26 protein-coding genes, 2 pseudogenes and 2 riboswitches are annotated in these 26,011 nt (G+C 66.7%); of the genes and pseudogenes, 11 read left to right on the top strand and 17 right to left on the bottom strand.

Features of this window, described 5'->3' with window-relative positions; all coding sequences use genetic code 11:
- The first annotated feature begins 286 nt into the window (after window positions 1–286).
- A complete protein-coding gene (locus WA965_RS18585; protein WP_526301709.1) occupies window positions 287–1,045 on the top strand; it encodes an SDR family oxidoreductase in 759 nt (252 codons plus the stop codon).
- A gap of 70 nt (window positions 1,046–1,115) precedes the next feature.
- Here WA965_RS18585 and WA965_RS18580 read toward each other — a convergent pair whose 3' ends face one another.
- Both WA965_RS18580 and WA965_RS18575 read right to left on the bottom strand, forming a co-directional pair.
- On the bottom strand, window positions 1,116–2,405 hold the full coding sequence (locus WA965_RS18580; protein WP_526301707.1) for an Ig-like domain-containing protein: 1,290 nt from the start codon (window positions 2,403–2,405) through the stop codon (window positions 1,116–1,118).
- Between the two features lie 15 nt (window positions 2,406–2,420).
- Window positions 2,421–3,470 (bottom strand): UDP-N-acetylmuramate dehydrogenase, encoded by a 1,050-nt coding sequence (locus WA965_RS18575; RefSeq protein ID WP_526301705.1) that lies wholly within the window; start codon window positions 3,468–3,470, stop codon window positions 2,421–2,423.
- A gap of 26 nt (window positions 3,471–3,496) precedes the next feature.
- Between WA965_RS18575 and WA965_RS18570 the strand changes: the two genes are divergently transcribed.
- Together WA965_RS18570 and WA965_RS18565 are read left to right on the top strand one after the other, a co-directional pair.
- On the top strand, window positions 3,497–4,009 hold the full coding sequence (locus tag WA965_RS18570) for a DUF2505 family protein (RefSeq protein WP_526301703.1): 513 nt from the start codon (window positions 3,497–3,499) through the stop codon (window positions 4,007–4,009).
- Between the two features lie 22 nt (window positions 4,010–4,031).
- Window positions 4,032–4,841: a class I SAM-dependent methyltransferase gene (locus WA965_RS18565; RefSeq protein ID WP_526301701.1), complete on the top strand. Its 810-nt coding sequence runs from the start codon at window positions 4,032–4,034 to the stop codon at window positions 4,839–4,841.
- 27 nt (window positions 4,842–4,868) lie between these two features.
- Here the strand turns inward: WA965_RS18565 and WA965_RS18560 are convergent, their stop codons facing one another.
- A complete protein-coding gene (locus WA965_RS18560; RefSeq protein ID WP_526301699.1) occupies window positions 4,869–6,398 on the bottom strand; it encodes a high affinity choline transporter 1 in 1,530 nt (509 codons plus the stop codon).
- A 54-nt stretch (window positions 6,399–6,452) separates the two neighbouring features.
- A riboswitch (guanidine-I (ykkC/yxkD leader) is annotated at window positions 6,453–6,559 on the bottom strand.
- A gap of 120 nt (window positions 6,560–6,679) precedes the next feature.
- A riboswitch (guanidine-III (ykkC-III) riboswitch) is annotated at window positions 6,680–6,747 on the top strand.
- 10 nt (window positions 6,748–6,757) lie between these two features.
- On the opposite strand from WA965_RS18560, the gene WA965_RS18555 reads away from it, so the two are divergent.
- Genes WA965_RS18555 through WA965_RS18540 form a run of 4 tightly spaced genes read left to right on the top strand, consistent with a single transcriptional unit; the run spans window position 6,758 to window position 11,348 of the window.
- Window positions 6,758–7,912, top strand: a complete 1,155-nt coding sequence (locus WA965_RS18555) for an agmatinase family protein (RefSeq protein ID WP_526301697.1) — start codon at window positions 6,758–6,760, stop codon at window positions 7,910–7,912.
- A gap of 42 nt (window positions 7,913–7,954) precedes the next feature.
- Entirely contained in the window at window positions 7,955–9,583 is a 1,629-nt protein-coding gene (locus WA965_RS18550; protein WP_526301695.1) for an HNH endonuclease signature motif containing protein, read from the top strand.
- A gap of 41 nt (window positions 9,584–9,624) precedes the next feature.
- Window positions 9,625–10,473 (top strand): carbon-nitrogen hydrolase family protein, encoded by an 849-nt coding sequence (locus tag WA965_RS18545; protein ID WP_526301712.1) that lies wholly within the window; start codon window positions 9,625–9,627, stop codon window positions 10,471–10,473.
- Complete coding sequence (locus tag WA965_RS18540; RefSeq protein WP_526301693.1) at window positions 10,470–11,348, top strand: LmeA family phospholipid-binding protein; 879 nt, start codon at window positions 10,470–10,472, stop codon at window positions 11,346–11,348. The genes WA965_RS18545 and WA965_RS18540 overlap by 4 nt, the downstream gene beginning before the upstream one ends.
- Window positions 11,349–11,351: 3 nt before the next feature.
- Here WA965_RS18540 and deoC read toward each other — a convergent pair whose 3' ends face one another.
- The 6 genes and pseudogenes from deoC to WA965_RS18510 form a co-directional block, all read right to left on the bottom strand.
- Entirely contained in the window at window positions 11,352–12,032 is a 681-nt protein-coding gene (deoC, locus tag WA965_RS18535; RefSeq protein WP_526301711.1) for a deoxyribose-phosphate aldolase, read from the bottom strand.
- Window positions 12,029–12,442 carry a DUF2599 domain-containing protein gene (locus WA965_RS18530; RefSeq protein ID WP_526301691.1) on the bottom strand — a complete coding sequence of 138 codons (414 nt, stop codon included), beginning with the start codon at window positions 12,440–12,442 and terminating at the stop codon, window positions 12,029–12,031. Before WA965_RS18530 ends, deoC begins: the two co-directional genes overlap by 4 nt.
- Window positions 12,442–12,723 (bottom strand): DUF2516 family protein, encoded by a 282-nt coding sequence (locus WA965_RS18525; RefSeq protein ID WP_178361387.1) that lies wholly within the window; start codon window positions 12,721–12,723, stop codon window positions 12,442–12,444. The genes WA965_RS18530 and WA965_RS18525 overlap by 1 nt, the downstream gene beginning before the upstream one ends.
- 79 nt (window positions 12,724–12,802) lie before the next feature.
- Window positions 12,803–12,883, bottom strand: a pseudogene (locus WA965_RS18520) (heparin-binding hemagglutinin); the annotation flags it as partial.
- Between the two features lie 527 nt (window positions 12,884–13,410).
- The gene (locus WA965_RS18515) at window positions 13,411–13,920 is read right to left on the bottom strand and encodes a helix-turn-helix domain-containing protein (RefSeq protein WP_526301689.1); all 510 of its coding nucleotides are present in this window, start codon (window positions 13,918–13,920) and stop codon (window positions 13,411–13,413) included.
- A gap of 92 nt (window positions 13,921–14,012) precedes the next feature.
- Window positions 14,013–15,323: a DUF445 domain-containing protein gene (locus WA965_RS18510; RefSeq protein WP_526301687.1), complete on the bottom strand. Its 1,311-nt coding sequence runs from the start codon at window positions 15,321–15,323 to the stop codon at window positions 14,013–14,015.
- Window positions 15,324–15,449: 126 nt separating this feature from the next.
- Between WA965_RS18510 and WA965_RS18505 the strand changes: the two genes are divergently transcribed.
- Window positions 15,450–16,154: a TetR family transcriptional regulator gene (locus WA965_RS18505; RefSeq protein WP_178361383.1), complete on the top strand. Its 705-nt coding sequence runs from the start codon at window positions 15,450–15,452 to the stop codon at window positions 16,152–16,154.
- Window positions 16,155–16,158: 4 nt separating this feature from the next.
- Window positions 16,159–17,025 carry a polyphosphate kinase 2 family protein gene (locus tag WA965_RS18500; protein WP_526303364.1) on the top strand — a complete coding sequence of 289 codons (867 nt, stop codon included), beginning with the start codon at window positions 16,159–16,161 and terminating at the stop codon, window positions 17,023–17,025.
- An 83-nt stretch (window positions 17,026–17,108) separates the two neighbouring features.
- On the opposite strand, the gene WA965_RS18495 is transcribed toward WA965_RS18500, so the two are convergent.
- The 4 genes from WA965_RS18495 to WA965_RS18480 all read right to left on the bottom strand — a co-directional run bounded on the left by WA965_RS18495 (window position 17,109) and on the right by WA965_RS18480 (window position 21,331).
- Window positions 17,109–17,972, bottom strand: a complete 864-nt coding sequence (locus tag WA965_RS18495) for an endonuclease domain-containing protein (protein WP_526303363.1) — start codon at window positions 17,970–17,972, stop codon at window positions 17,109–17,111.
- A gap of 99 nt (window positions 17,973–18,071) precedes the next feature.
- On the bottom strand, window positions 18,072–18,926 hold the full coding sequence (locus tag WA965_RS18490; RefSeq protein ID WP_526447907.1) for a 3-hydroxyacyl-CoA dehydrogenase family protein: 855 nt from the start codon (window positions 18,924–18,926) through the stop codon (window positions 18,072–18,074).
- A gap of 75 nt (window positions 18,927–19,001) precedes the next feature.
- A complete protein-coding gene (gene aceA / locus WA965_RS18485) occupies window positions 19,002–20,288 on the bottom strand; it encodes an isocitrate lyase (protein WP_526303361.1) in 1,287 nt (428 codons plus the stop codon).
- Between the two features lie 269 nt (window positions 20,289–20,557).
- The gene (locus WA965_RS18480) at window positions 20,558–21,331 is read right to left on the bottom strand and encodes an acyl-[acyl-carrier-protein] thioesterase (RefSeq protein ID WP_526303365.1); all 774 of its coding nucleotides are present in this window, start codon (window positions 21,329–21,331) and stop codon (window positions 20,558–20,560) included.
- A gap of 129 nt (window positions 21,332–21,460) precedes the next feature.
- Here WA965_RS18480 and ramB point away from each other — a divergent pair, with 129 nt between their 5' ends.
- Window positions 21,461–22,903 carry an acetate metabolism transcriptional regulator RamB gene (gene ramB, locus WA965_RS18475; protein ID WP_526303360.1) on the top strand — a complete coding sequence of 481 codons (1,443 nt, stop codon included), beginning with the start codon at window positions 21,461–21,463 and terminating at the stop codon, window positions 22,901–22,903.
- A complete protein-coding gene (locus tag WA965_RS18470; RefSeq protein ID WP_526303359.1) occupies window positions 22,900–23,442 on the top strand; it encodes a carboxymuconolactone decarboxylase family protein in 543 nt (180 codons plus the stop codon). Before ramB ends, WA965_RS18470 begins: the two co-directional genes overlap by 4 nt.
- A gap of 9 nt (window positions 23,443–23,451) precedes the next feature.
- Here the strand turns inward: WA965_RS18470 and WA965_RS18465 are convergent, their stop codons facing one another.
- The 4 genes and pseudogenes from WA965_RS18465 to WA965_RS18450 form a co-directional block, all read right to left on the bottom strand.
- Entirely contained in the window at window positions 23,452–23,730 is a 279-nt protein-coding gene (locus WA965_RS18465; RefSeq protein ID WP_526303358.1) for a hypothetical protein, read from the bottom strand.
- Window positions 23,731–25,125, bottom strand: a complete 1,395-nt coding sequence (lpdA, locus tag WA965_RS18460) for a dihydrolipoyl dehydrogenase (protein ID WP_526303357.1) — start codon at window positions 25,123–25,125, stop codon at window positions 23,731–23,733.
- Between the two features lie 6 nt (window positions 25,126–25,131).
- Window positions 25,132–25,749, bottom strand: a complete 618-nt coding sequence (locus WA965_RS18455; RefSeq protein ID WP_526303356.1) for an ABC transporter ATP-binding protein — start codon at window positions 25,747–25,749, stop codon at window positions 25,132–25,134.
- Window positions 25,746–26,011 (bottom strand): annotated as a pseudogene (locus WA965_RS18450) (ABC transporter ATP-binding protein); the annotation flags it as partial. The gene WA965_RS18455 and the pseudogene WA965_RS18450, both read right to left, overlap by 4 nt.

Raw genomic sequence — 26,011 nt, 5'->3', positions numbered from 1 at the left:
CGACGATGTGGTGCAGCAGGGCCTGCGGGTAACGCCCGCCGGTGGTGCGGGGACGCGTGCCGCGGGTGGTCGTGGCCGGGGTGAGAAGTGTGCTCATGGGATGTCCTCGGGGAGTCGGGCGGGTGGGGTCGAGGCCACACCAGGCGACTCAGCGGGACGTGATCAGTCCGGGTCGGTCAGGCGCGGCAGGGTGCGCAGCAACAACACGCACGCCGCGGGGCAGCGAGAACTGCCAGGCCATTGCGGGACATGCAGCCAAATTAACACGGCAGCTAGGGTTGCGTACATGACGACTCCTTCAGACCCACGCCGGGTCGCGGTGGTCACCGGAGCCAGCGCCGGAATCGGTGAAGCAATCGCGAGAACCCTTGCCGCACAAGGATTCCACGTGATCTGCGTTGCCCGGCGCGAGGCTCCGCTCATCGCTCTGGCCTCCGAGATCGACGGGACGCCGATTGTGGCGGACGTCACCGACAGCGAGGCGGTCGCGGCGTTCGCCGGCCGACTCGACCGGGTGGACGTGCTCGTCAACAACGCCGGCGGCGCCCGCGGGCTGGAGTCGGTGGCTGACGCCGACGTCGATCACTGGCGCTGGATGTGGGAGTCCAACGTGATGGGCACCCTGCATGTCACCCGCGCACTGCTGCCGAAGCTGATCGAGTCCGGTGACGGTCTCATCATCACGATCACCTCCATCGCAGCGCTGGAAACCTATGACAACGGCGCCGGCTACACGACGGCCAAGCACGCCCAGGGTGTCCTTCATCGCACGCTGCGCAGTGAGTTGCTCGGAAAACCGGTGCGGCTCACCGAGGTAGCGCCCGGAATGGTCCAGACCGACTTCTCGCTGCGCCGGTTCGAGGGCGACTCGGAGCGCGCCGAGAAGGTCTACGAGGGTCTCACCCCGCTGGTGGCCGAGGACATCGCCGAGGTGGTCGGGTTCGTCGCCTCCCGCCCGTCACACGTCGACCTGGACCTCATCGTGGTCCGGCCGCGCGATCAGGTCAGCGGCGCCATCGGGTCCCGCTTGAACCGGCGCACCTGACCCACGTTGAGAATGCGCTGACGGCGGGGTCTACTCGAACTTTTCCGCCCGGGGCGCAGTCTGAAGATTCCTAGCCGCCCGGGCTGCCCGCGGGTTGCGGCGCGCCCGAGGGCGTCACCGGCGCATTGCTGGGGATGTCGTTCGACACCTGCCGATCGGACAACGCTGACATCGAGGTCCATTCGTCCCACGGCACGGTCCAGTCCCAGATGTCGCCGTCGCTGTAGGACAGCTGGATCCGGGTGCCGGTGACCTCGACCGGGTCGCCGTACATCGCGGTGTTGAAGTATTGCTGCGCATCCTCGGTGGACAGGTTGATGCAGCCGTTGGTGACGTTGCTGTTGCCCTGAGCGCCGGAGCTGGCCGGGTTGGCGTGGATGAACTCGCCGTTGTTCGAGATCCGCACGGCGAACCGCTCGCGGACGTTGGCGTAGCCGGCCGCGGGGTTGGTCATGTAGAAGTCCTCGTACTTCTCGGTGACCACGTGGATGCCACTGCGGGTGACGTTGCGGTCGAGGTCGCCTTCGCCGTAGCTGCACGGCAGGGTCATGATGACGCCGGCGTCGGTGAGCACCTCGATCTGGTGCGACGATGCCTCGGCCTTGACGAGTTGGTAGCGGCCGACGGTGAAGTCCAGGGTCGAGTCGGCCGCACCGTACGCGCCGTCGCCGAACGGGACCCCGTAGAAGTCGGCGTCGACATGCACCGTGGTGCCCGCCGGGAAGTACTCGCGGGTGCGCCAGTGCACCCGGGAGCCTCCGACTTCGTCGGGCAGCCAGGCCCAGCCGCCCTCGACCTCCGGCGTCGTGGTGACGTTGAGCGCTTTCTCCACCGCAGCCCGGTCGTCCTCGGCGATCGCGGCATCGAACTGCATGATGATCGGCGCGGCGACGCCGACCGTCTGACCGTCGGCGAGCTGGAATCGGCCGTTGACCTGGTTCACCGGATTGACCGTGGTGAACGATCCGGTGACGGGGACAGCCTTGCCGTCGTGGCCGACGACGGTGCCGCCCCACGAGTAGGAGACCCCGTAGCCCAGCGGTTCGGTGACGGTGAAGGCGGTGCGGTCACGGTTGAGCGTGCCCGCGACGACCTTGCCGTCCGGGTTGGTCAGGTTGATCTTCTGGAACCACCCGTCGGAGACGTCGACGCCGACCCGCGCGGTGGGCAGCACGTCGGCCGACGAGTCGGAGGGTTCGAAGGCCAGCGATGGCGCCGCAGGCGCGTCTGCAGCCTCTTCGGTGGATGTGCTGGTGTTGCGCATACAGGCCGCCAGGGCGCCTGGTGCGACAACGCCGACCGCCAGTGCGGTCAGGGCGCGACGTCGGGTGACCGACGGCACCGGGTGTCTAGGGCTCACGTTCACCCAGGGTACCTAGAGAGAACACCCGACCAGCACAGGTTCGGGTGTGAGTTCGATCCCGAATGCGGTTGCCACCCCGTCGCGTACCGCCCTGGCCAGCGCGAGGATGTCGGCGGTGGTCGCATGGCCGCGGTTGGTGAGCGCCAGAGCATGCTTGGTGGACAGGCGGGCGGGTGCCCCGGGGTCGGGATAGCCCTTTCCGAACCCGGCGCGCTCGACGAGCCAGCCCGCCGCCAACTTCACCCCGTCGGGCGCCGGATAGTTCGGCACCGGCCCGTCGACCGCAGCGGCGAGGCGGTCGAACTCGGCGTGCGTGACCACCGGGTTGGTGAAGAACGACCCGACGCTCCAGGTGTCGTGGTCGTGGTCGGCGAGCACCATGCCCTTGCCGGATCGCAGCGACAACACCGCCGCGCGCACCAGCGCCGGGTCCGCGCGCTGTCCCGGTGTGGTGTTCAGCGCGGCGGCCAGTTCGCCGTAGCGCAGCGGTGCGCTCAGTCCTGCCGGGTCCAGGGTGAACTCGACCTCCAGCACCACCGAAGCCGACGAGTTCTTCAGAATGCTTGTGCGGTAACCGAACTGGAGCTCATCCGGTGAGATCCACCGCTCGTCGCCGGTACGCCGGTCCAGCAGCCTGACCCGGCTGATGGTGTCGGCGACCTCGGCTCCGTAGGCGCCCACGTTCTGCACCGGAGTCGCACCCGTCGACCCCGGAATCCCCGACAGGCATTCCAGCCCGCCCAGGCCGTGCGCCAGCGACGCGGCGACGACGTCGTCCCACACCGCGCCGGCCTCGGCCCGCAGTACCGCGCCGTCCACGACGATCCCGGTGTTCACCAACCGGACGACCGTGAGTCCGTCGAGGTCGTCGGCGAGCAGCACGTTCGACCCGCCGGCCAGCACCAGTGCGTCCGGACCGACGGCCCGCAAAACCTCGATGACCTGCTCGGTGGTGGTGCAGGTGAAGAGGCGACGGGCGACCGGTCCGACGCGCAGCGTGGTCAACGGCGCCAGCGGCACGTTCTCGGCTACCGCAACGCCCCCTGTCGACGAAGAGACCACGGGCGGTAACGGTAGCGTGGTTTTTCATGCCGCGTTCATTCGACATGGCCGCCGAATACGACGGCACGGTCGAGCAGGTCCACCGCGCGTTCAGCGACGAGCAGTACTGGCTGGTGCGCCTGAGCGACTCCGGCACCGACCACGCCACGCTCGACGAACTGGCGGTCGGTACCGACGGCGCGATCCGCGTCCGGACCACCCAGACGCTGCGCGCCGACAGACTGCCCGCACTGGTGAGTCAATTCCACCGCGGCGACCTGAGTCTCGTGCGGGAGGAGACCTGGACGCCGTTGGTCGACGGGCGGGCGTCCGGGGTCGTCGTCGGCACCATCCCGGGAGCGCCGGCCAGCCTGAACGGCGACGCGGTGCTGGCGCCGACGACCTCCCGGCCCGGTTCGCGGATGGACCTCTCGGCCACCGTGGAGGTCCGGGTTCCGCTCGTGGGCGGCAAGATCGAGAACTTCATCGGTGGCCAACTGGTCGAGCTTCTCATCGCAGAGCAACGCTTCACCACGGTGTGGATCACGGAAAACTCCTGATCGGGAACTAGAATCAAGGCCCATGGCTCAGCGTGGGCAGGTCGCGCCGATCGGCGCGATCACGCGGGGCACCACCGGCCACAATCGGCTTCGGCGCAGCGATCGCTGGCTGGTGCACTCACCGCGGGTCCGCAACGCACTGCAGTCCGCTGCCGACCCGCTGGTCGTGGACCTCGGCTACGGCGCTCTCCCGGTGACGACGTTGGAGCTCGCGATGCGACTGCGTTGGGTCCGCTCCGACATCCGGGTGCTCGGCCTCGAGATCGAACCCGAACGGGTGCGCATCGGCCAGGCCGCCGTGCAGAACGGGTCGGTATCCGGGGTCGAATTCGCCCGGGGTGGTTTCGAGTTGGCCGGCCACCGACCGGCGCTGGTGCGCGCGTTCAACGTGCTGCGGCAGTACCCCGAGGACGCCGTGACCGAGGCGTGGGCGGCGATGCGACGGGCGTTGGCGCCGGGCGGGCTGATCATCGACGGCACGTGCGACGAGCTCGGCCGGCGATGCTGCTGGGTGCTGCTGGACACGACATCGGTGGTGAGCCTGACGTTGGCGTGCGACCCGTTCGCCATCGACCGGCCGTCGGATCTGGCCGAGCGGTTGCCCAAGGTCCTGATCCACCACAACGTCGCCGGCCGGCCGATCCACACGCTGCTGCAGGCCGCCGACCGGGCATGGGCCAGCGTCGCCGGCCACGGCGTGTTCGGACCCCGGGTGCGGTGGCGCGCGATGATGGAACTCCTTGTCGCCGAAGGATTTCCGGTGAAGTCACCCCGTCGCAGCCTCCGCGACGGCATCCTCACGGTGCCGTGGTCGGCCGTCGCCCCTGACTGAGCCAGATCGGCGGCCGGCGAACGTCCGCTACGTCGCGTCCGCAGCGGCCTTGGCGGGAACGACTGCGGGCTCCTGCACGTCCGCAAGAGCCTCGTCGAGGTCCTGCGCCACCTGGATATCCAGGCCACGTAGATGGGCCGGGGGTGTCATGAGCGCCACGACGAGGTAGGTGATCAGCGAGGCCGCGAAAGCGATGAACGTCGGCCAGCCGTCGAAGCCCGCCCCGATCAGGTCGTTCTCGACATAAAGAATGGTGTTGTCGACGCCGAACATCGTCGGGGTCATTGCGAACAGCACAAGTCGGACTGCCAGGCCCACCATCATCGCCGCCATCGCCGCCGCCGAAGTGCCCCGACGCCAGAACAGACCAAGCACAAACGGCACGATCAGGCACGCCAACAACAGGTCGAAGGCCAGCGTCAACAGGATTCCGGTCTGCTGGACGTAGAGCGCGAATCCGATCGAGGCCAGCGTCATCGGGATCATCATCAGCCGGGTGGCCCGCAGCAACGGGTCAGCCTTGCCTTCGACGTGCACCCGGCGTACCTGCCCGACATTGCGCACCGCGACCGAGGCGGTGGCCAGAATGGCTCCGTTGGCGGTGCTCATCGAGGCCCCGACGATGCCCGCGAGCACGACGATCGTCAGAATCACCGGCGCGTACTGATCGAGCAGTACGAACAGCACCGGACCTTCGGTGCCCTCCGGCAGGATCGCCGTCGAGGCCAGCGCGATCAGCGCGAAGGGGATACCGATCGCGGCGGCGCCGGCAGCACCGACGAAGCAGGCGCGCTGAGCGGTCTCCGGATTGCGGGCTGCGAAGATCCGCTGCATGAAGTCGATGGCCACGATGTCACCGATGCCCAGCGCAATCAGCGTCGCCCAGTTGATGGTGGCCCCCTGGGCCGGGTCTGTGAGTTGGCCGAAGTCGAACGGGTTCATGCCCTGCGGGATGGTCAGGCCGTAGGCGACGGTCACCCAGATGAGGGTGGCGACGGATCCCACCAGAATCAGGGTCATCTGGATGATCGCGGTGTAGGCGTCGGCGATCATCCCGCCGGCACCGGTGTAGGCAACCACGATCAGCGCGATCCCCACCACGCCCGCCCAGTAGGGGATTCCGGCGAAGTAATTGAAGAGATAGCCACCGGCGACGAGATTGCCCGCGACCAGGATGCAGAATGCGGTGATCAGCAGTATCGACGCCGAGACCTCCACCGGCCGACCGAACCGCAGGCGGAAGTAGTCGGGGAAGGTGGTCAGACCCATTCGATTCATCGGCTTGGCGAAGAACAGGCCGGTGAGCAACAGGCACAGCCCCAACCCCAGCGGCAGCGATGCCCCCGCCCAGAACCCGAACTCGGCAGCCAGGTCGGTGTTACCGAGGGTGGCGTTGGTGTCGACGGCTTGACCCATGAGGGCTGCGCCGACCAGCCACAGCGGGAGCATGCGCCCAGCCACCAAGAAGTTGGAGCTGTCCCCGCCGACCTTGCGAGCTACATAAAAGCCGACGAATGCGACAACAACGATGCTGACGCCGATTCCGAAGAGAATCATCGAGGAGCCTCCTGATAAATCGCCGGACGCAGTGCGCCCACACCCGGCAATGGAGCCTCCCGGGCTTTTATCCCGCCGTGGAACGGTCCGGCATCGCCGCCGGAGTCGCCTGCGTCTCTCGGACCAGACCCGCGAACGGCGGAACCCTAGACGCGCCCCACATGCCGATGTGAGTCCCGATCAGGAAAAGCCCGCTTCGTTACGCCTTGTCGCGTGAGGTGTTAACGCCACGTTTCCGTTAGCGCTGGACAGCAATTCGCGACTGTGCCAACAATGAACCGCAGGGGCCGGGTGCACCGGTTCCCCGGACGAGGTGCGTCGTACCCGGTCAGCGACAAGACGGCGCGTGAGGAGCGCTCGTGCCCGATTTCGGAAATCCCGACCCGTCCCTGCCGAACGCCGAAGGCGCCTGGGCCCAGCAGGCGGAGGCGAACCTGTCGGACCGGCGACTCCGCGAAGAGATCGACCGCGGTCTGAGTTTCGGCCTGCAGGCCGCCCCCACGATCAACGACCGCACCATCTCGACGTTCGTCCGCGGCGAGAAACCGCACTTCGCCGGTGAGCGCGGCACCTTCCTGAAATGTCCTTTCATCGAGGACGTCAACGAGGTCGACGACGCCGAGGTCGCCATCTTCGGGGTGCCGCTCGACGCGGGTGCCACCTACCGGCCCGGCACACGCTTCGGCCCGCAGGGCATCCGGCGCTCGACGAACCTGTTCGGCACCTACAACTACGAGTCCGGCGTCGACCTGCGCGAGCAACTCAACATGGTCGACATCGGCGACGTGTTCACCATCCCGGGCAACCTGGAGAAGTCGTTCGACCAGATCAGCCAGGCGATGGCACACGTCGCGCAGAAGGGCGTGATGCCGATCGTCCTCGGTGGGGACCACTCCATCGGCTTCCCCACCATCCGAGGTCTGGCGCCCTACATGGACGGCAACATCGGCATCATCCACTTCGACCGCCATGTCGACACCCAGGAAACCGACCTCGACGAGCGGATGCACACCACGCCGTGGTTCCACGCGACCAACATCAAGAACGCTCCCGCGACGAACCTGGTGCAGATCGGCATCGGTGGGTGGCAGAGCCCGCGTGAGGGTGTGAAAGTGGGCCGCGATCGAAAGTCCACGGTGATCACCGTCGGCGACGTGGAGCGGGTCGGCATAGAAAAAATCGCGGAGACGGCCCTCGAGATCGCTTGGAAGGGCGCCAAGGCGGTGTACCTGTCGTTCGACATCGACGTCATCGACGCCGGCTTCGTGCCGGGAACGGGCTGGCCGGAACCGGGTGGTCTGCTGCCGCGCGAGGCGCTCAACCTGGTCAAGATGGTCTCCGAGCCGGGACTGGCCGGTATCGAGGTCGTCGAATGCTCGCCGCCGTACGACTGGGCCGAGCAGACCGCCCTGCTGAGTTCACGGGTGATCCTCGACAGCCTCGCGGCGCAGGTGCGCACCGGCAAGCTCGGCAAGAAGTCGGCCGCGCTCAGCCGACCGGCCTGGGGACCGTAACGGTGCCCTGACCTGTCACCGGGTCCGTCTATAATCGAACATGTGTTCGAAACCCTGCCTCTGAGCCCCGCCGATCTGCCTGCGGCGTCTGATGCCGACGTGGCGGACGCCATCTCGGGCTGGGCGCAGGTGGCGACGCAGGCCGAGGCGTTCAAGGTGGCCGCGATCGGCGAGTGGCAGCACCGTAGCTGTGCTGATCCCGTCGGCCCGAAATGGGCCTGTGATGACTGGGACAACGCGGCCGCCCAGATCGGGTGCGCGTTGAACATCAGCCCGGGACGCGCGTCAGGGCAGATGGATCTGGCGGTCGCATTGCGTGATCGGTTCCCCAAGTTGGGGCGCCGGTTCATGGCCGGGCAGGTGCCCGTCTGGATGGTGTCGATGATCGTGTGGCGCACCGCCCTGGTCGTCGACGGGCAGGCCCTGGCTCAGCTCGATTCGGCATTCACCGAAGCGATCGACGGGTGGGGTGTGCTGTCGATGGCCAAACTCGAACACGCCATCGACGTGTGGATCGACAAGTACGATCCCGACGCGGTCCGCCGAGTCCGCGATCGGATCCGCGGTCGCTCGTTCACGATCGGTAAACGCGACGACAACACCGGCACGACCAGCGTATTCGGGCGGCTGTCGGCCATGGACGCCGCTCTCATGGAAGAGCGACTGACCGCGATGGTGCGCGGGGTGTGTGACGACGATCCGCGCACCACCGCACAGCGCCGCGCCGACGCGGTGGGCGCCCTGGCGGCAGGGTCTTTGGTGCTGACCTGCCGCTGCGACAACCCCGACTGCGAGGCCGCCACCATCGATGACGGCCGCGCGTCGAGTCTGACCATTCACGCTGTGGCCGACAAGGCATCCCTCGACGCGCCACCCGACCCAGGCTTCAACGGACCCGAACCCGAGCGTGCCGTGCCGAGCACCGCCGAGCCCCAGGCCAAGCCTGCTGTCAAGCTCACCCCGGGTGTCATCGCCGGCCCGCGCGGCTCGATCCTGCCCGCGTCCCTGCTGGCCGAGTTGATCGCCCATGGCGCGAAAGTCCGCTTCGTCGGCGGGCCCGGCACCATCACCGGCAGCGACGGGTATCGCCCCTCGGTCGCGATGGCCGAATTCGTGCGCGCCCGCGATCTGACATGCCGCGCTCCCGGTTGTGACCGTCCAGCTGCACACGCCGAGATCGACCACACCCGGCCCTGGCCGACCGGTCCGACACATCCATCAAATCTCAAGTGCTACTGCAAATTTCATCACTTGATCAAAACTTTCTGGGACGGCTGGTCGGACACACAGTTGCCCGACGGCACCGTGAAGGTGACCACACCGACAGGTCGCACCTACGTCACCAAACCCTTCTCCAGCCTGCTGTTCCCGGGCTGGAAGACCACCACCGCGCCATCACCCGGGCACGACGAACCTCTGCCGCCGCGCGTTCCGGGGCGGGAGGTGATGATGCCCAGCCGTCGGTACCCCCGAGAACAGGCACGCCGCTACCGCATAACCGCCGAGCGACGCCTCAATGCCGTTCAACGTGAGCGCGACCTCGAAGCCGCCGCCCGTAAGGCCAACCGGAAGGCCGAAGAACGCGCCCCGCAGCCTGCGGACTACTCCGGGTACTTCGCCCATCCCCGCGATCACCAACCCGACTACGGCGACGACCCGCCACCCTTCTGAGATCGGATGATCGACCTATCCTGGTCGTCATGCGCCAGAACATGCGTGTGGCCCTGGCTCAGATCCGCGCCGGCACCGACCCGACCGCCAATCTCGCCCTGGTCGAGGAGTACACCCTGCGGGCGGCGGAGCAGGGTGCGTCGCTCGTGCTGTTCCCCGAGGCGACCATGTGTCGTTTCGGGGTCCCGCTCGCCCCGGTCGCCGAACCGTTGGACGGGCCGTGGGCTGACGCGGTCCGGGACATCGCCCGCCGCGCGGGTGTGGTCGTCGTCGCGGGCATGTTCGTGCCGGCCGACGACGGCCGCGTCACCAACACGCTGCTCGCGACGGGTCCGAAGGTGGACGCCCACTACGACAAGATCCACCTCTACGACGCGTTCGGGTTCTCCGAATCCACCACGGTCGCACCCGGCCGGGAGCCCGTCGTGATCGAGGTCGACGGCGTGACGGTCGGCCTGACCCTCTGTTACGACATCCGCTTCCCCGAGCTGTACGTCGAGTTGGCCGAACGCGGCGCCGAGGTGATCACCGCCCACGCCTCATGGGGCACCGGGCCGGGCAAACTCGACCAGTGGACGCTGCTCGCCCGCGCCCGCGCCATCGACACGAACAGCATCGTCGCCGCGGTCGGCCAGGCCTATCCCGGCGACGAGATCGCCGCGCTCGGACCTACAGGTGTGGGCGGCAGCGTGGTGGCCTCAGCACTGGGCGAGGTGCTGGCATCTGCGGGCGCCGACCCACAGTTGTTGGTCTGCGACGTCGACCTCGGCGCGGCCCGCAAGGCCCGCGAGACCGTCGCGGTGATGACCAACCGCTCAGGAGCCATCTGCTCTTCGCGCGAGCGCTCATCGTCGTTCACTCAGGGCAATAGGGCACAATCGCTGACGTGACCGATCCCTGGGCCCCTCGGCCACCGCAGCAACCCGGCCCACCGCAGCCGCAGTTCTCGCAGAACCCACCCCCCGGCTACGGCCCCGGGCCGACATCCGGCGTCCCCCCGGAGGAGGAATCCTCGTTGCCGGCGAAAATCAAGAGGATCTTCAGCGATCCACTCTCGGTCGTCCTGGCCGTCGTGATCGTGCTGGCGCTGGTCTTCGCTGGCCTGCTCGGCGGTGAGCTCTATGCCCGCAACCGCGCCGACACGGTGGTCGCCTCGGTCGTCGAATGTGTCGTGCAGGACGACGCCACCGCATCGTTCGGGGTGCTGCCCCCCTTCCTGATGCAGCACGTGTCGGGTCACTACACCAACATCAGGATCGAAACCGCGGGCAACCAGCTGCGTGACGCACGGGGGATGAAGCTGAACCTCGACATCAACGACGTCCGCCTGGAGGACACCCCCACATCGGGTGGCACCGTGGGCTCCCTGGTGGCCAACATCGACTGGTCCGCCGATGGCATCAAGCAGACCATCCAGGGCGCGATCCCGCTGATCGGCAGCTTCGTCACCGGGGTGACGACCAACTCGACCGACGGGACGATCGAACTCGAAGGGGCACTGGGCAGCATCACCACACGCCCCGAGGTCGTCGACGGCAACATCGCGCTACAGGTCACCAACGTGACCGGGTTGGGCTTCACGCTGCCGCGTGAGGTGGTACAGCCGGCGCTGGACGCGTTCACCTCCGAGCTGGTCCAGGACTACCCGATGAACATCCGTGCCGACTCGATCCAGGTCACCGATACCGGTGTGGTGAGCCAGTTCTCGACGAGCAACGCCTCGATCCCGAAGCAGAACGACGACCCCTGCTTCGCAGGCCTGTAGGGGTCAGCTGAAACCGTCGAGAACCGCGCGGGTCCCGGAAAGTCCCAACCGCGTGGCACCCGCATCGAGCATCGCCGCAGCGTCGGTCGCCGTGCGGATCCCACCGCTGGCCTTGACGCCGAGGCGACCGCCGACCGTACCCGCCATCAGCTCGACCGCGCGGGGCGATGCGCCGCCGGCGGGATGAAAGCCGGTGGAGGTCTTCACGAAATCGGCTCCCGAATCCTCGGCGATCCGGCAGACGTCGACCAGCAACGGCGACCCGCTGAACTCCAGCAGCGCAGCCGATTCGACGATGACCTTCAGAACGGTGCCCCCTGGGATCGACGCGCGCACCGCCGCGATGTCGGCGCGCACCGCGTCGAGATCACCGGCGAGGGCCGCACCGACGTCGATCACCATGTCGATCTCCGCTGCACCGGCGGCCACGGCCAGCCGGGACTCCTCGGCCTTGATCGCCGAGAAGTGTTTACCTGACGGGAATCCCACGACCGACGCCACGGGACGACCAGGTGCCAGCGCGGCCGCAACCGACACCATCGTGGGCGACACGCAGAGGGCGAAGACACCGAGCTCGGCGGCTTCGGCGATCAGTCCGACGACATCCGCGTCGGTGGCCTCCGGTTTCAGCAGCGTGTGGTCAACAAGCGCCGCGACGCGGTCGCGGGTGTAGGAACCCATCAGAAGGGCTCTTCGGTGCCACCTGGGTTGCATCCGGCAGCGACCATCTGATCTTCACTGACCTCGGGACGCCACGGCTCGAGGTTCCAGCTGACCTTGCCGGGTTCGACCAGCTCGGCGAACTGCCAGTGGCACATGAACTGTTCTCGCATACCGGGAATCGCCGCATCGGGCGACAGTGTCAGCACCTCGGCCCATGCCACGTCGGCCTGCGGCGCGGTGCCCGGGCGACCCGAGGTGTCCCGGCCGGACACGGTCGGATAGACGCGCAGACTGGACAGGTCGCCCCATTTGGCCCACTCGGCATGGTCGACATACGGCGGCGGCGCGACGGCTGGCGCCGCGGACGCGACGGGAACAACCGCGAGGGGAAACACACACATCGCCGCGGCGGCCGCAAAGGCTCGTCGCACTATCGCGACTTCCCTTGGATCTCAAGGATCTTGGGTCGGACGTCGACGAGGTAGACACCGGATGCCACCGCGGCGATCGCCACACCCATGATGCCCAGCACCAGCGCCAGCAGCACCGCGACACCGAGGATCACCAACCACACCGGCTTGGTCAGCTTGTCGGCCGCGGTGTAGGCGTCGGGCCGCTGCATCGCGGCGTGCACGAATGCGTAGACCGCTGCCACCAGGACAGCGACCTGCAAAACGAAAAGGACGTAACCCACAAGGCCTTGAAGCTCCACGAGCTACAGACTATGCGGGTTACGTCCCTCGGTCGACTCACCCCGTGAGGGGTTCGTCGAACTACTTCTGGGTGACCTTCTTGGCCGGCGCCTTCTTGGCCGGCGCCTTCTTGGCGGGAGCCTTCTTGGCGGGAGCCTTCTTGGCGGCCTTCTTCACCGGAGCGGCGGCCTCGTCGGTCTTCTTCGGCAGCTCGACACCGACCAGCTTGGCGGCACGCTCGCCGACCGCGCGGGTCTGCGTCGCGACGGTGCCCAGCGCGTCCTGGGTCAGCTCGACGGCCTGATCGGTGTACCCCTCGACCCGGCTGGCAGCCTCCTCCAGCGCCGGCTGGCTGCGAAGGCGTTCCAGGGCGGCCTCGCCGCGCTCGATGAGGCTGTTGTAGGTCGTCTGCGCGGCCTCGGCGTAGCCCTCGGCGAACTTACGCAGTTCGTCGGAGCTGAGCCGCTCACGGATGTCGCCGACCTGCGAGGGCAGCTCTTCCTGCAGCTTGTTGATGCGTGCACGGCGCTCGGCGACACGGGTCTCTGCGTCGCTGCGAACCTCGTCGGCACGCTCGCGCAGGGTCGCGACGATCTCGTTGACGCGCTCCAGCGCCAGGTCGGCAGCGCCGACTGCGGCGAGCAGCGGGGCCTTCAGGTCGTCGATCTCGATCTGATTCTTCTCAGCCATGATGATGTCCTTTCGTCTCACTGGGAGTCGGTTGTTGGTGATTGGGTGAGTTGCAGAGGGCTTTGGACGGGACTCGAGTCTGGGTCAGTCGTCGGCTCCTCTTCTGCTTCGCTTGCGTGGTCTGCCGGCGCCCCTGCTGCCAGTGCAGCTTCGAGCAGGGCGGCCTCGTTCTGCTGACAGAACGAGGTGTAGATGTCGAGCAGCACCTGCTTCTGCCGCTCGTTGATCGCGGTGTCGGTCACGATGGCGTCACGAATCTCGCTGCCCTCCGAAGGCTCGAGGATTCCGGCCCTGATGTAGAGAACCTCCGCGGACACCCGGAGCGCTTTCGCGATCTGGTTGAGCACGTCCGCCGAGGGTTTCCGCAATCCCCGCTCGATCTGACTGAGGTAGGGATTACTGACGCCGGCCTTCTCGGCCAGCTGGCGCACCGACACCTGCGCAGCCTCGCGCTGGGATCGGATGAAGCTCCCGATGTCCTGCGCCGCGTTGGTCACGACCGCGGCAAGATTTTCGTCTTGCGTCATGGTGTGTCCCTTCGATGCGATGGGTATCGGGCTGGTACCGATTTCCACCGTACGACGGGGTGCTAACTTTTGCAAGCACTAGTTAGCGCAGGTCAGAACAGTATCTGCGCCAGCGTGTAGATGACCAAGCCCGCCAGGGCCCCGACCACGGTGCCGTTGATGCGGATGAACTGCAGGTCGCGGCCCACATGGAGTTCGATGCGGCGGCTCGCCTCCTCGGCGTCCCAGCGCTCGATGGTCTCGGTGATGATCGCTGTGATCTCCGTCCCATACTGGCCGACGAGGTGCTGCGCGGCCCGCACGATCCAGTTGTCGACCTTGGCCCGCAGTTCGGCGTCGTCGCGCAGCGACTCGCCGATGTTGACCACCGAGTCGGCGATGCGGGCCCGCAGGGTCGAACTCGGGTCGTCGACGGACTCCAGCAGGATCCGCTTGGCGGCGGTCCAGGCGGTCTCGGCCGCCTTGGTCACCTCGTCGCGGGCCATGATCTGTTCCTTTACGTTCTCGGCGCGCTGGATCGTCGCCTCGTCGTTCTGCAGGTCGGCGGCGAACTCGAACAGGAACTTGGTGGCCGAGCGGCGGAGCTCGTGATCGGGATTGCGACGGACCTTGTCGGTGAAGTCCATCAGCTCGCGATGAATGCGATCGCCGATCAGGCCGTCGACCCACCGGGGCGACCACGACGGTGAATCGCGTTCGATGACGCGTTCGATGACCTCACCGGAGTTCAGCGACCACTCGAACGCCCGGTCGGCGAGCAGTTGGATCAGCGCTTCCTGCCGCCCCTCCTCGAGCAGCGAGGCCAGCACCCGACCGATCGGCGGGCCCCACTGCGGTTCGGCGACCCGCTTGACGATCATCCGGTCCAGCACCTGCTGGATGTCCTCGTCGCGCAGCATCTCCACCAGCACCCGCAGCGCCGTCGATGCCTCGGCCGCGACGCGTTCGGCATTGGCCGGGTGTGCCAGCCACCTGCCGAGCCGACTGGCGACCTCGGCGTCGCGCAGCTTCGTCGACACGACGTCCGGCGACATGAAGTTCTCCCGGACGAAGTCGCCCAGACCCTCGCCCAACTGGTCTTTCTTCCGGCGGATGATCGCCGTGTGCGGGATCGGGATGCCCAGCGGATGCTTGAACAGCGCGGTGACCGCGAACCAGTCTGCGAGCCCGCCGATCATGCCGGCCTCGGCGGCGGCTCGGACGTAACCGACCCAGGGCGCGGCGCCGTGGGACTGCGCCCACGAGCAGACGAGGAAGACGACCGCGGCGCCGAGCAGGAAGCTCAGCGCCACGACTTTCATTCGCCGCAGGCCGCGGAGTCGTTCGGCGTCGGCGGCCGAGTCGGCCCCGGCGAGCGTTTCAGCGAAGCTGGGACGCTCTGCAACGTCAGGTCTGTGTGCCACGCCTACATCATCCGCTACGCCAGCAACTGCCCGTCGTGACGTTCCCGCCGTGGTCGTCCCGCGATCCTGCGCACCGGGGCCAGCGCCGTATCATCGACACGGACTACGGAATGGACTACCGCGAACGTGGCACAACAATCCCCGCCGGTGGCGGTCAAGACCGATGGACGAAAGCGACGCTGGCATAAGCACAAGGTCGAGCGACGCAACGAGTTGGTCGACGGCACCCTCGAGGCGATCCGCCGCCTCGGCAGCAACGTCAGCATGGACGAGATCGCCGCGGAGATCGGCGTGTCCAAAACAGTCCTCTATCGCTACTTCGTCGACAAGAACGACCTCACCACCGCGGTGATGATGCGCTTCGCGCAGACCACCCTGATCCCGAACATGGCCGCGGCCCTGTCGTCGAACCTGGACGGCTACGACCTCACCCGCGAGATCATCCGGGTGTACGTCGAGACCGTCGCCAACGAACCGGAGCCCTACCGGTTCGTGATGGCCAACAACTCGGCCAGCAAGAGCAAGGCCGTCGCCGATTCCGAGCAGATCATCGCCCGGATGCTGGCTGTGATGTTCCGGCGGCGCATGGTCGAGGCCGGGATGGACACCGGCGGGATCGGGCCGTGGGCCTTCCAGATCGTCGGAGGCGTGCAGCTGGCGACGCACTCGTGGATGTCGAATCCGCGGATGACCTCCGAAGAGCTGATCGACTACCTGACGATGCTGTCGTGGAGCGCGCTGTGCGGAATCGTCGAGGTGGGCGGGTCCCTGGAGAAATTCCGGCAGAAGCCTCATCCCTCACCTGTTCTGCCGCCGCGACTGCTTGACTAGGAGCATGAGCGAGCTCTCCGATCTGCCTGCGTTGTGGACCCATGAACCACACGACGAGTTGATGTTCCGTCCCGGTGACAAAGTCGGCGACATCGACGCGTCCGCGACCCCAGGCTTCCGAGGCAGCAAGACCGAGGCCCCCACGTTGCAGGAAGAGCGCAATGTGCGTCTCGCCGAACTGCAGGAGATGCTGTACGCCAACAGCCGCTCCGGCGACACGCGGTCGGTGTTGCTCGTGCTTCAAGGAATGGACACTGCGGGCAAGGGCGGAATCGTCAAACATGTTATGGGCGGGGCGAATCCGCAGGGCATCCAGTACCACAACTTCGGAAAGCCGACTGCCGAGGAACTGTCGCACCACTATCTGTGGCGGATCCGCAGGGCCTTGCCGACGGCCGGACACATCGGCGTCTTCGACCGTTCGCACTACGAGGACGTGCTGATCGTGCGCGTGCACAACCTGGTGCCTCAGGACGTGTGGGAGCCTCGTTACGACGAGATCAACGCCTTTGAACGCGAACTCGTCGACAACGGGACCACCGTGGTGAAAGTCGCCATGTTCGTCTCCCTCACCGAGCAGAAGAAGCGCCTGGCCGCGCGACTCGAGCGACCGGACAAGTACTGGAAGTACAACCCCGCCGACGTCGACGAACGGCTCAAGTGGCCGCTGTACGAACAGGCCTACCAGGCGATGCTGGACCGGACGTCGACGGACTACGCGCCGTGGCACATCGTGCCGTGCAACCGCAAATGGTACAGCCGACTGGCTGTCACCGAGTTGCTCATCGAGGCCATGAAGCGCCTCAACATGTCTTGGCCGCCACCGGATTTCGACGTGGAAGCCGAGAAGAACCGGTTGGCGTCAGCCTAGGTGCGAGGCCAACGCCGCCGAGTGCACGGTTTGTGACGAGTTTCGGCCGATTTTCATCAGAAACCGTGCGTTCGGGTCCCCGATCAGGCGGCGCCAACCCAACCACGCTGGCGTAGCGCGTTCTGAGCGCGCTGCGCAATGCCGTCTGGCTCGTAGCGCAAATGCCGTGCGCTTACCCGAATGATGATCCAACCTCGTGCTGCTAGGAACTCCAGTCGAGTGATGTCCCCGGCATGCGCCTCCGGGTCGGTCCAGTGTTGCTCACCGTCGTACTCGACACCAACACAGTATTCGGGCCACCCCATGTCGATTCGGCGTACGACTCTGCCGTTCGCGTCCCTGATCGGGATCTGAGTCACGGGCCGGGGCAGTCCCTTGCGTATCAGTAGCAGACGCACTCGGGACTCCTGCGGTGACTCAGCACCTCCGTCGACAAGGTCCAGAACCTTTCGCAGGGCGTGGACACCTCTCGCTCCGGGGTGACGCTCACTGATCGCCAGCACTTCAGACACCTGAGCTCGGGTGGCGTTCAAAAGCGCGTCGATGCGAACGACGGCCTCATCACCCGGAGTTCGACGACCTAGGTCGTAGGCCGTTCGCGCGGCCGTCGTGCAGTCGAGGCTCTGAACCAGGCACACCTCATCGTCAAGAAGGGTGTCGCGATGAATCAGGATGCCCGGCACCGCTCCTGATCGGACGCGGGTCAACTCGGCCGGACCGTCTTTCGGCAGCCAGCGGGCGCCGTGCATCGCCGCTGCCGAAGCCCCGGCCAAAGTCGCCTTGCGCCGCGACCACAGCCACGCCGCTTGCGCGCGATCGCGAGCCGTCAACGTCATGCCCCGCGGCGCGTAGACATTGTGGTGCACTTTGACGAATTGCCGCCGGAGGTCTTGTCGGGTCAACTCTCCGGCCGCGAGGGATTCCGACGCTACGACGAGTTCCTGCACATCGTCTTAGGCGAACTAGAGCGCCGAACGGTTCCCGAATGCACGAATTCTGATGGATATTGGGCATTTTCCATCAGAAACCGTGCACTCGACGGGAACTCAGTACGTGTAGAAGCCCTTGCCCGACTTCTTGCCCAGCTGGCCGGCCTCGACCATCCGCTGCAGCAGCGGCGGCGGCGCATAGTGTGCGTCCTTGTACTCGTCGTACATCGAGTCGGCGATCAGCTTCATGGTGTCCAGCCCGATGAGGTCCGACAGCCGCAGCGGGCCCATCGGATGCGAAAGCCCCGCAACGACGGCCGTGTCGATGTCCTCGACTCCTGCGACCCCGGCCTCGGCCATCCGGAGGGCCGACAGCAGGTAGGGCACCAGCAGCGCGTTGACGACGAAGCCGGAGCGGTCGCCGCAGCGCACCACCTTCTTGCCCAGCACCTCGCCCGCGAACTGCTCCACCCGCGCGATCGCCTCCTCGGAGGTGACCAGCGTGTTGATCAGCTCGACCAGCGGCAGCACCGGCACCGGGTTGAAGAAGTGCAGTCCCAGCACCCTGCTCGGATTCTTGGTCGCCGCAGCGATTTTCATGATCGGGATGCTGGAGGTGTTCGAGGCGAGTACCGCATCGGGATCGGTGACGACCTCATCGAGCTGGGCGAACACCTTGGCCTTGACGGCCTCGTCCTCGACGATCGCCTCGATCACCAACTGACGGTCGGCGAGGTCGGCGAGGTTCGTGGTGAACGTCAGCCGCGCGAGCGCGATCTCGAAGTCGTCGGCCGCCAGCTTGCCCTTCGCCTTGGCGCGCTCGAGCGAGGCCGTGATGCGCTTGCGCCCCGCAGCCGCCAGCTCCTCGCTGGGTTCGTAGACGACGACGTCGGCGCCGGCCTTCGCGCACACCTCGGCGATTCCGCCGCCCATCTGCCCGGCGCCCACGACGCCTACTCGTTCGATGCTCACTTCTCTCCTACTGTTCGCAGCGATGAGCCCCGCCGGGATGACCAGGCGGGGCTCATGCTGTCATGCCGTCGACTCCTAGTGGAACTGACCCTCTTCGGTCGAACCCGCCAGCGCGGTGGTCGACGAGGTCGGGTCCACCGTGGTGGCGATCCGATCGAAGTAGCCGGCGCCGACCTCACGCTGGTGCTTCGTCGCGGTGTAGCCCCGCTCCTCGGCGGCGAACTCGCGCTCCTGCAGCTCGACGTAGGCGCTCATCTGGTTGCGGGCGTAGCCGTGGGCCAGATCGAACATCGAGTAGTTGAGGGCGTGGAAGCCGGCGAGGGTGATGAACTGGAACTTGAAGCCCATGGCGCCGAGCTCGTTCTGGAACTTCGCGATGGTCGCGTCGTCCAGGTGCTGCTTCCAGTTGAACGACGGCGAGCAGTTGTAGGCCAGCATCTGGTCCGGGAACTCGCTCTTGACGCCTTCGGCGAACTTCTTGGCCAGCTCGAGGTCCGGGGTGCCGGTCTCCATCCAGATCAGATCGGAGTACGGCGCGTAGGACTTGGCGCGGGCGATGCAGGGCTCGAGGCCGTTCTTGACCCGGTAGAAGCCTTCCTTGGTCCGCTCACCGGTGATGAACGGCTGGTCACGCTCGTCGACGTCTGAGGTGATCAGCGTGGCTGCCTCGGCGTCGGTGCGGGCGATGACGACCGTGGGGACGTCGGCGACGTCGGCCGCCAGGCGGGCCGAGGTGAGCGTGCGGATGTGCTGCTGGGTCGGGATGAGCACCTTGCCACCGAGGTGGCCGCACTTCTTCTCCGAGGCCAGCTGGTCCTCCCAGTGCGATCCGGCGACACCGGCGGCGATCATGGCCTTCTGCAGCTCGTAGACGTTGAGTGCGCCACCGAAGCCGGCTTCACCGTCGGCGACGATCGGGGCCAGCCAGTTCTCCACGGACCGGTCGCCCTCGACCTTGGCGATCTGGTCGGCGCGCAGCAGCGCGTTGTTGATGCGGCGGATCACCTGCGGCACCGAGTTGGCCGGGTAGAGGCTCTGGTCGGGGTAGGTGTGGCCGGACAGGTTCGCGTCACCGGCGACCTGCCAGCCGGACAGGTAGATGGCCTTGAGTCCGGCACGGACCTGCTGGACGGCCTGGTTGCCGGTCAGGGCGCCCAGCGAGTTGACGTACTCCATGTCGTGCAGCTGCTCCCAGAGCACCTCGGCGCCGCGGCGCGCCAGCGTGCTCTCCTCGACGACGTGGCCCTGCAGCGCGACGACGTCCTGCGGGGTGTAGGTGCGGGTGATGCCCTTCCAGCGGGGGTTGTTGTCCCAGTCGTGCTGGATCTGCTCGGGGCTCTTCGGTGTGCCAACGGTCGACATTGACTGCTCCTTCGGTGTTGCAAGTCGCTGGAGGCATGCGGGCCTCTGCGGTTTGTTAACGCTCCAGCTTCTTGTGCTGGTCTGCTTACACGAGCATGCACCAACCCATAACCGCAGGTCCACCGCTTTAGACTGCCAATTTTCGCCAAGAAGCCCTGATGATTTGCAAAGTTTGCGAAGACCGATGAGCACTGAACCGGTTCAGTAGCTACTAGCCAGTAACCGAATCCGCGCAGGTCAGTACGCTCGTACTGTTTAACGGAGGGGGTTCAGAGGGAGAACAGCGAAGCGACCGCTTTGGTCTCTTCGCCGACCGCATATGTGAGCGTTGTAACAGTGCGATCGGCGAGCTCCGGGCCGAATCTGTCGGTCGAACCCGCCGGATACACGTGCCGGATGATCTCGAGCTTGTCGCCCAGGGCGACCGGCAGGTCGTGCTCGATGGTCACCCGCAGTGGGCCGGCCATCAGCTCCGGCTGCACCGTGAGGTAATCCTCGATGACGCTCCAGTACACGGAGTTGTTCATGTGGTCGAAGATGTCGATGTCGCTGACCCGCACGGGATAGGCACGCACATCCACGGCATCGTCGCGACTGCCGGGCTTCAGGTAGGCCTTCCACCGCAACCGATCGACCTCGGTGGTGCGCTGCAGTCCCTCGATGAAGTCGTCGGAGATGCGCGCGGGCCCCTGGGTCTCGCGGTTGATGTTGATCCAGAACGCCTCGGACTCGACGAGGCCGGCCCTTCTGCCTTCTATGCGCACCCGCATGTCGCACCACCGGTTGGAGGTGCCCGAGCACCAGCGGCGCAACCGGAGCATGTCCTTGAACACGATCGGCTCGATCAGGTCGACCATCGTCCGGCGCACGATCCACAGCGGATGGGTCTCCTCGAAGCCCATCTCGCGCAACTGGTCCGAGCCGATGTCCTGAATGTGCCGGGTTGCGGCGTCGAACTTGAGCCTGCCCGTGCGGTCGACGTCGGCCACCCGCAGTGGCCATTCCACGTCGAACACGTCCGGGTGCGGGTCCGGAACGGGCATCAGCGCCTTACCCAGCCCGCTGATCTGACCGGTGGTACTCACGGATGCCGATACTGCCACACGCCCCGGATTGCCAATGATGCAAATCGTGCCTTCGCAACGGTGCTAGTCGCGGTTACGCTGGTGGTCGTGGCCAAAACGTTCGTCGGAGCCCGCGTACGGCAGCTGCGAAGCGAACGCGGTTTCAGCCAGGCCGCGCTGGCGCAGATGCTGGAGATCTCCCCCAGTTACCTCAACCAGATCGAGCACGACGTGCGCCCGCTGACCGTGGCCGTCCTGCTGCGCATCACCGAGGTTTTTGGGGTCGACGCGACGTTCTTCGCCTCCCAGGACGACACCCGCCTGATCGCCGAACTGCGGGAGGTCCTCATGGACCGCGATCTCGACGTCGACGTCGACCCGACCGCGATCGCCGACATGGTCGGCGCACACCCGTCGCTGGCCCGCGCGATGGTCAACCTGCACCGCCGCTACCAGCTCACCACCACTCAATTGGCGGCCGCGACCGAGGACCGGTTCGGTGAGGGCCGCGGCAGTGGCTTCAGCTCAGGGTCCGGAACCATCACCATGCCGCACGAAGAGGTGCGCGACTACTTCTACCAACGTCAGAACTACCTGCACGAACTCGACACCGCAGCCGAGAACCTGACCGCCGGGATGCGCATCCAGCGGGGCGATCTCGTCGGCGACCTGGCCGATCGTCTTCGAATCGTGCACGGCGTCAGGATCATTCGCCGTATCGACTTGGGCGAGGGCGTCCTGCACCGCTACGACCCGCCGTCGAAGACCCTCGAGATCAGCGCCCACCTGTCCGCCGGGCAGACGGTGTTCAGGATGGGCGCCGAGTTGGCCTACCTCGAGTGCGGCGACCTGATCGACAGACTGGTCGGCGACGGACACTTCACCAGCGAGGAGTCCCAGCGGCTGGCGCGACTGGGGCTGGCGAACTACTTCGCCGCCGCGACGGTGCTGCCGTACGGCCACTTCCACGAGGTGGCGGAGAAGTTCCGCTACGACGTCGAGCGACTCTCCGCGTACTACTCGGTGAGCTACGAGACCATCTGTCATCGGCTCTCGACGCTTCAGCGACCCTCGATGCGAGGCGTTCCGTTCTCCTTCGTCCGCGTCGACCGCGCCGGGAACATGTCGAAACGCCAGTCCGCCACCGGTTTTCACTTCTCCTCCAGCGGCGGCACCTGCCCGCTGTGGAACGTCTACGAGACATTCGCCAACCCCGGCAAGATCCTGGTGCAGCTCGCGGAGATGCCGGACGGACGAAGCTACATGTGGGTGGCGCGGACCGTGGAGCGGCGGGCGTCGCGCTATGGTCAGGCAGGTAAGACGTTCGCGATCGGCCTGGGCTGCGAACTGCGCCATGCGCAGCGGCTGGTCTACTCGGAGGGCGTGGATTTGTCCGGTGACCCCAGCGTTCGGGCGACCCCGATCGGTGCCGGCTGCCGGGTGTGCGAACGCGACAACTGTCCGCAGCGGGCTTTTCCCGCGCTGGGGCGCGCGCTGGACATCAACGAACACCGCTCGACGGTGTCCCCCTATCTGGTGAGGCAAATGTGAGTGCACCTGCCCGTGTCCCACCCGGCGGCTTCAAAGAGCTGGGACCGATCAACTGGGCCATCGCGAAGATCGGCGCCCGTGGAATCCGCAGGCCGAGGTTCAGCCTGATGAACGTGCTGGGCCAGCACCGGCTGCTGTTCCCGGTGTGGTTGCCGCTGTCGGCGTATCTGCTCTATGCCGGCAAGCTCTCGCGCCGAGACGCCGAGACCGTGATCCTGCGCGTCGGCCATCTGCGCGAATGTGAGTACGAACTCCAGCAGCACCGCAGGCTGGCCCGCAGCCGGGGGCTGACCGCGGACCTGCAGGCCAAGATCTTCGAGGGCCCCGACGCCGAGGGGCTCACCGATCGCGAGCGGGTGTTGATCACCGCCACCGACGAGTTCGTCGTCACCCGCGGGGTGTCGCCGCAGACCTGGCAGGCGCTCGCCGGCTTCTACACCAAGCCGCAGCTGATCGAATTCTGCTTGCTGGCAGCACAATACGACGGTCTTGCGGCGACCATCAGCACGCTCGGCGTGCCGCTGGACTTTCCCGACTGAGCTGCCGGCTCACAGATACGTCACCCCGAGAACGGTCAGGGACAGCAACACCGGCGACACCGGCACCGCCCACAGGAACACCGCCCACGCTTCAGCTCTGCGGGTCTTGAGTTTCCACTGCCGCCACCCCAGGTATCCGGCGGCGATCCCGACGGCGATCGACACCGCGGACACGACCAGCACCCAGGTGGGGACCTCCGTCGACGCCATCGCCGCCGAGATGCCGACCAGCCACAGGATGTGACCGATCACCAGCCCGCCGATGCCGGCGATCCAGATCGCTCTCAACTAGAAGTTGATCATGTGGCCGGCCAGCCCGTGGAAGCACTCCTGCAGCGCCTCGGACATGGTCGGATGGGTGTGCACGTTGCGGGACAGCTCGTTGACCGTCAGATCCCACTTCTGCGCCAGCGTCAGCTCGGGCAGCAGTTCGGAGACGTCGTGGCCGATCAGGTGCCCGCCGAGCAGTTCGCCGTACTTGGCGTCGGCGATCAGCTTGACGAAGCCGCTCGGATCCCCCAGGCCGTGTGCCTTGCCGTTGGCCGTGAACGGGAACTTCGCGACTTTGACGTCGTAGCCCTCCTCACGCGCCTGCTCCTCGGTCAGACCGAAGCTGGCGACCTGGGGCTGGCAGAACGTGGCGCGCGGCATCATCCGGTAGTCGCCGAACGCCAAAGTCTCGGCGCCGGCGATGGTTTCGGCCGCGACCACCGCCATCGCCTCGGCAACGTGCGCCAGCTGCAGCTTGGCGGTGACGTCGCCGATCGCGTAGATGTGGCTCACGTTGGTGCGCATGTAGTCGTCGATGCCGATGGCCTTGCGATCGGTCAGCTCGACGCCCGCCTTGTCCAGCCCGAAGCCCTCGACGTTGGGGGCGAAGCCGATGGCCTGCATCACCTTGTCGGCCTTGAGCTCCTCGGACTTGCCATCCTTGCTCACGGTGACGGTGACCTGCTTGCCATCGTCGTCAATCGATTCGACCTTGGTGCCGGTGAGGATCTTCACGCCCAGCTTCTTGTACTGCTTCTCGATCTCCTTGGAGACCTCGGCGTCCTCGTTGGGCAGCGCGCGCGGCAGGAACTCGACGATGGTGACGTCGACGCCGTAGTTCTTCAGCACGTAGGCGAACTCCATGCCGATCGCGCCGGCGCCGGCGATGATGATCGACCCCGGTAGCTCGCGGGTCATGATCTGCTTCTCGTAGGTGACGACGTTCTCCGACAGCGACGTGCCGGGCACCAGCCGGGTGCTCGAGCCGGTCGCGATGATCGCGTTGTCGAACTCGACGGTTTCGGTGCCGCCCTCGTTGAGGTCCACCTCGATGCTGTTGGCGCCGGTGAACTTGCCGTAGCCGTGGATCTCGGTGATCTTGTTCTTCTTCATCAGGAAGTGCACACCGGCGACCCGGCCGTCGGCCACCTTGCGGCTGCGGTCGAACGCGGCGCCGAAGTCGAAGCTCGCCTCGCCACTGATGCCGAACGATTTGGCTTCCTTGGTGAAGATGTGTGCGAGCTCAGCGTTGCGCAGCAACGCCTTCGACGGGATGCACCCGACGTTGAGGCACACCCCGCCCCAGTATTTGGGCTCGATGATGGCGGTGCTCAGCCCCAGTTGGGTGGCGCGAATGGCCGCGACGTACCCGCCGGGGCCGGCTCCGAGAACGACGACGTCATAGTGGGTCACGCTTACCTACCCTAATGGGCGCGGCAAGGCGAGCGCGTCGTCGGTCAGCGCCGAGACGAGCGCCGGGTCGTGACTGACCAGGACGACGACGGCACCGTCGTCGGCGATGTCCCGTAGCAGTGTCATCACAGACCCGGTGGCGATCGGGTCCAGCATCGCGGTCGGCTCGTCACAGAGCACCGTCGCCGCCCGCTGCGCGAGGACCCGGCCCAGGCAGGCACGCTGTAGTTGTCCGTCGCTGACCTGCCCCGGGCAGCGGTCCAGAAGTGTTGTGTCCAGACCGGCGCGGGCCGCCACGTCGGCGACGGATACCCGCTCGCCGCGGATCAGGGCCGGCTCGCTGATGGTCTGGCGCAGCGTCCACCGCGGATTGCACACCTGCCGCGGATGCTGCGCCAGCAGCGCCACCGACCCCTTCGGGGCCGTCGGAGCGCCATGGTGTCGGACCACGCCGGCATCGGGGGTCTGCAGTCCTGCGAGCACCCGCAGCAGCGTGGACTTGCCGCTGCCGGAGGCTCCGGTGACGCCGGTGATGGTCCCCGCCGGAGCACTGACATCAACGCCGTCGAGCACCGTCGTCGCGCCGTAGGTAACCGTGATGCCGGTCGCCTGCAAGCCGGTCACACCGGCACCGTGCCGATCAGCGCCCGGGTGTACGGGTCGGTGCTCGCGACGGCATCGGTCATCGGCATCTGTCGGAGCACGGTGCCGCGTGCCATCAGGGCCACGTCGTCGCAGACGCCGGCGCGCAGCAGTGACGGCAGATCGTGGGTGATCACCAGCACGCCCGCACCGTCGGCGGCGGCGTCGCCGAGCAATCGCCAGACCACGGCGGCGTTGTCGGGATCCAGCGCGGACGTCGGCTCGTCGGCGAGCAGCAGACCGG

Origin of the sequence: Mycobacterium sp. (assembly GCF_049683935.1) — a bacterium.
GTDB lineage: Bacteria > Actinomycetota > Actinomycetes > Mycobacteriales > Mycobacteriaceae > Mycobacterium.
This window is presented reverse-complemented; position numbering and strand designations above follow the sequence as displayed.

What these genes read in the sequence shown, in the direction of transcription:
- WA965_RS18565 (WP_526301701.1), top strand. Translation starts at nt 4,032, where the DNA reads ATGGCTCAGCGTGGGCAGGTCGCGCCGATCGGCGCGATCACGCGGGGC.
- WA965_RS18545 (WP_526301712.1), top strand. Translation starts at nt 9,625, where the DNA reads ATGCGTGTGGCCCTGGCTCAGATCCGCGCCGGCACCGACCCGACCGCC.
- aceA (WP_526303361.1), bottom strand. Translation starts at nt 20,288, where the DNA reads ATGTCGACCGTTGGCACACCGAAGAGCCCCGAGCAGATCCAGCACGAC.
- WA965_RS18570 (WP_526301703.1), top strand. Translation starts at nt 3,497, where the DNA reads ATGCCGCGTTCATTCGACATGGCCGCCGAATACGACGGCACGGTCGAG.
- WA965_RS18480 (WP_526303365.1), bottom strand. Translation starts at nt 21,331, where the DNA reads ATGCCCGTTCCGGACCCGCACCCGGACGTGTTCGACGTGGAATGGCCA.
- WA965_RS18585 (WP_526301709.1), top strand. Translation starts at nt 287, where the DNA reads ATGACGACTCCTTCAGACCCACGCCGGGTCGCGGTGGTCACCGGAGCC.
- WA965_RS18560 (WP_526301699.1), bottom strand. Translation starts at nt 6,398, where the DNA reads ATGATTCTCTTCGGAATCGGCGTCAGCATCGTTGTTGTCGCATTCGTC.
- WA965_RS18500 (WP_526303364.1), top strand. Translation starts at nt 16,159, where the DNA reads ATGAGCGAGCTCTCCGATCTGCCTGCGTTGTGGACCCATGAACCACAC.
- WA965_RS18515 (WP_526301689.1), bottom strand. Translation starts at nt 13,920, where the DNA reads ATGACGCAAGACGAAAATCTTGCCGCGGTCGTGACCAACGCGGCGCAG.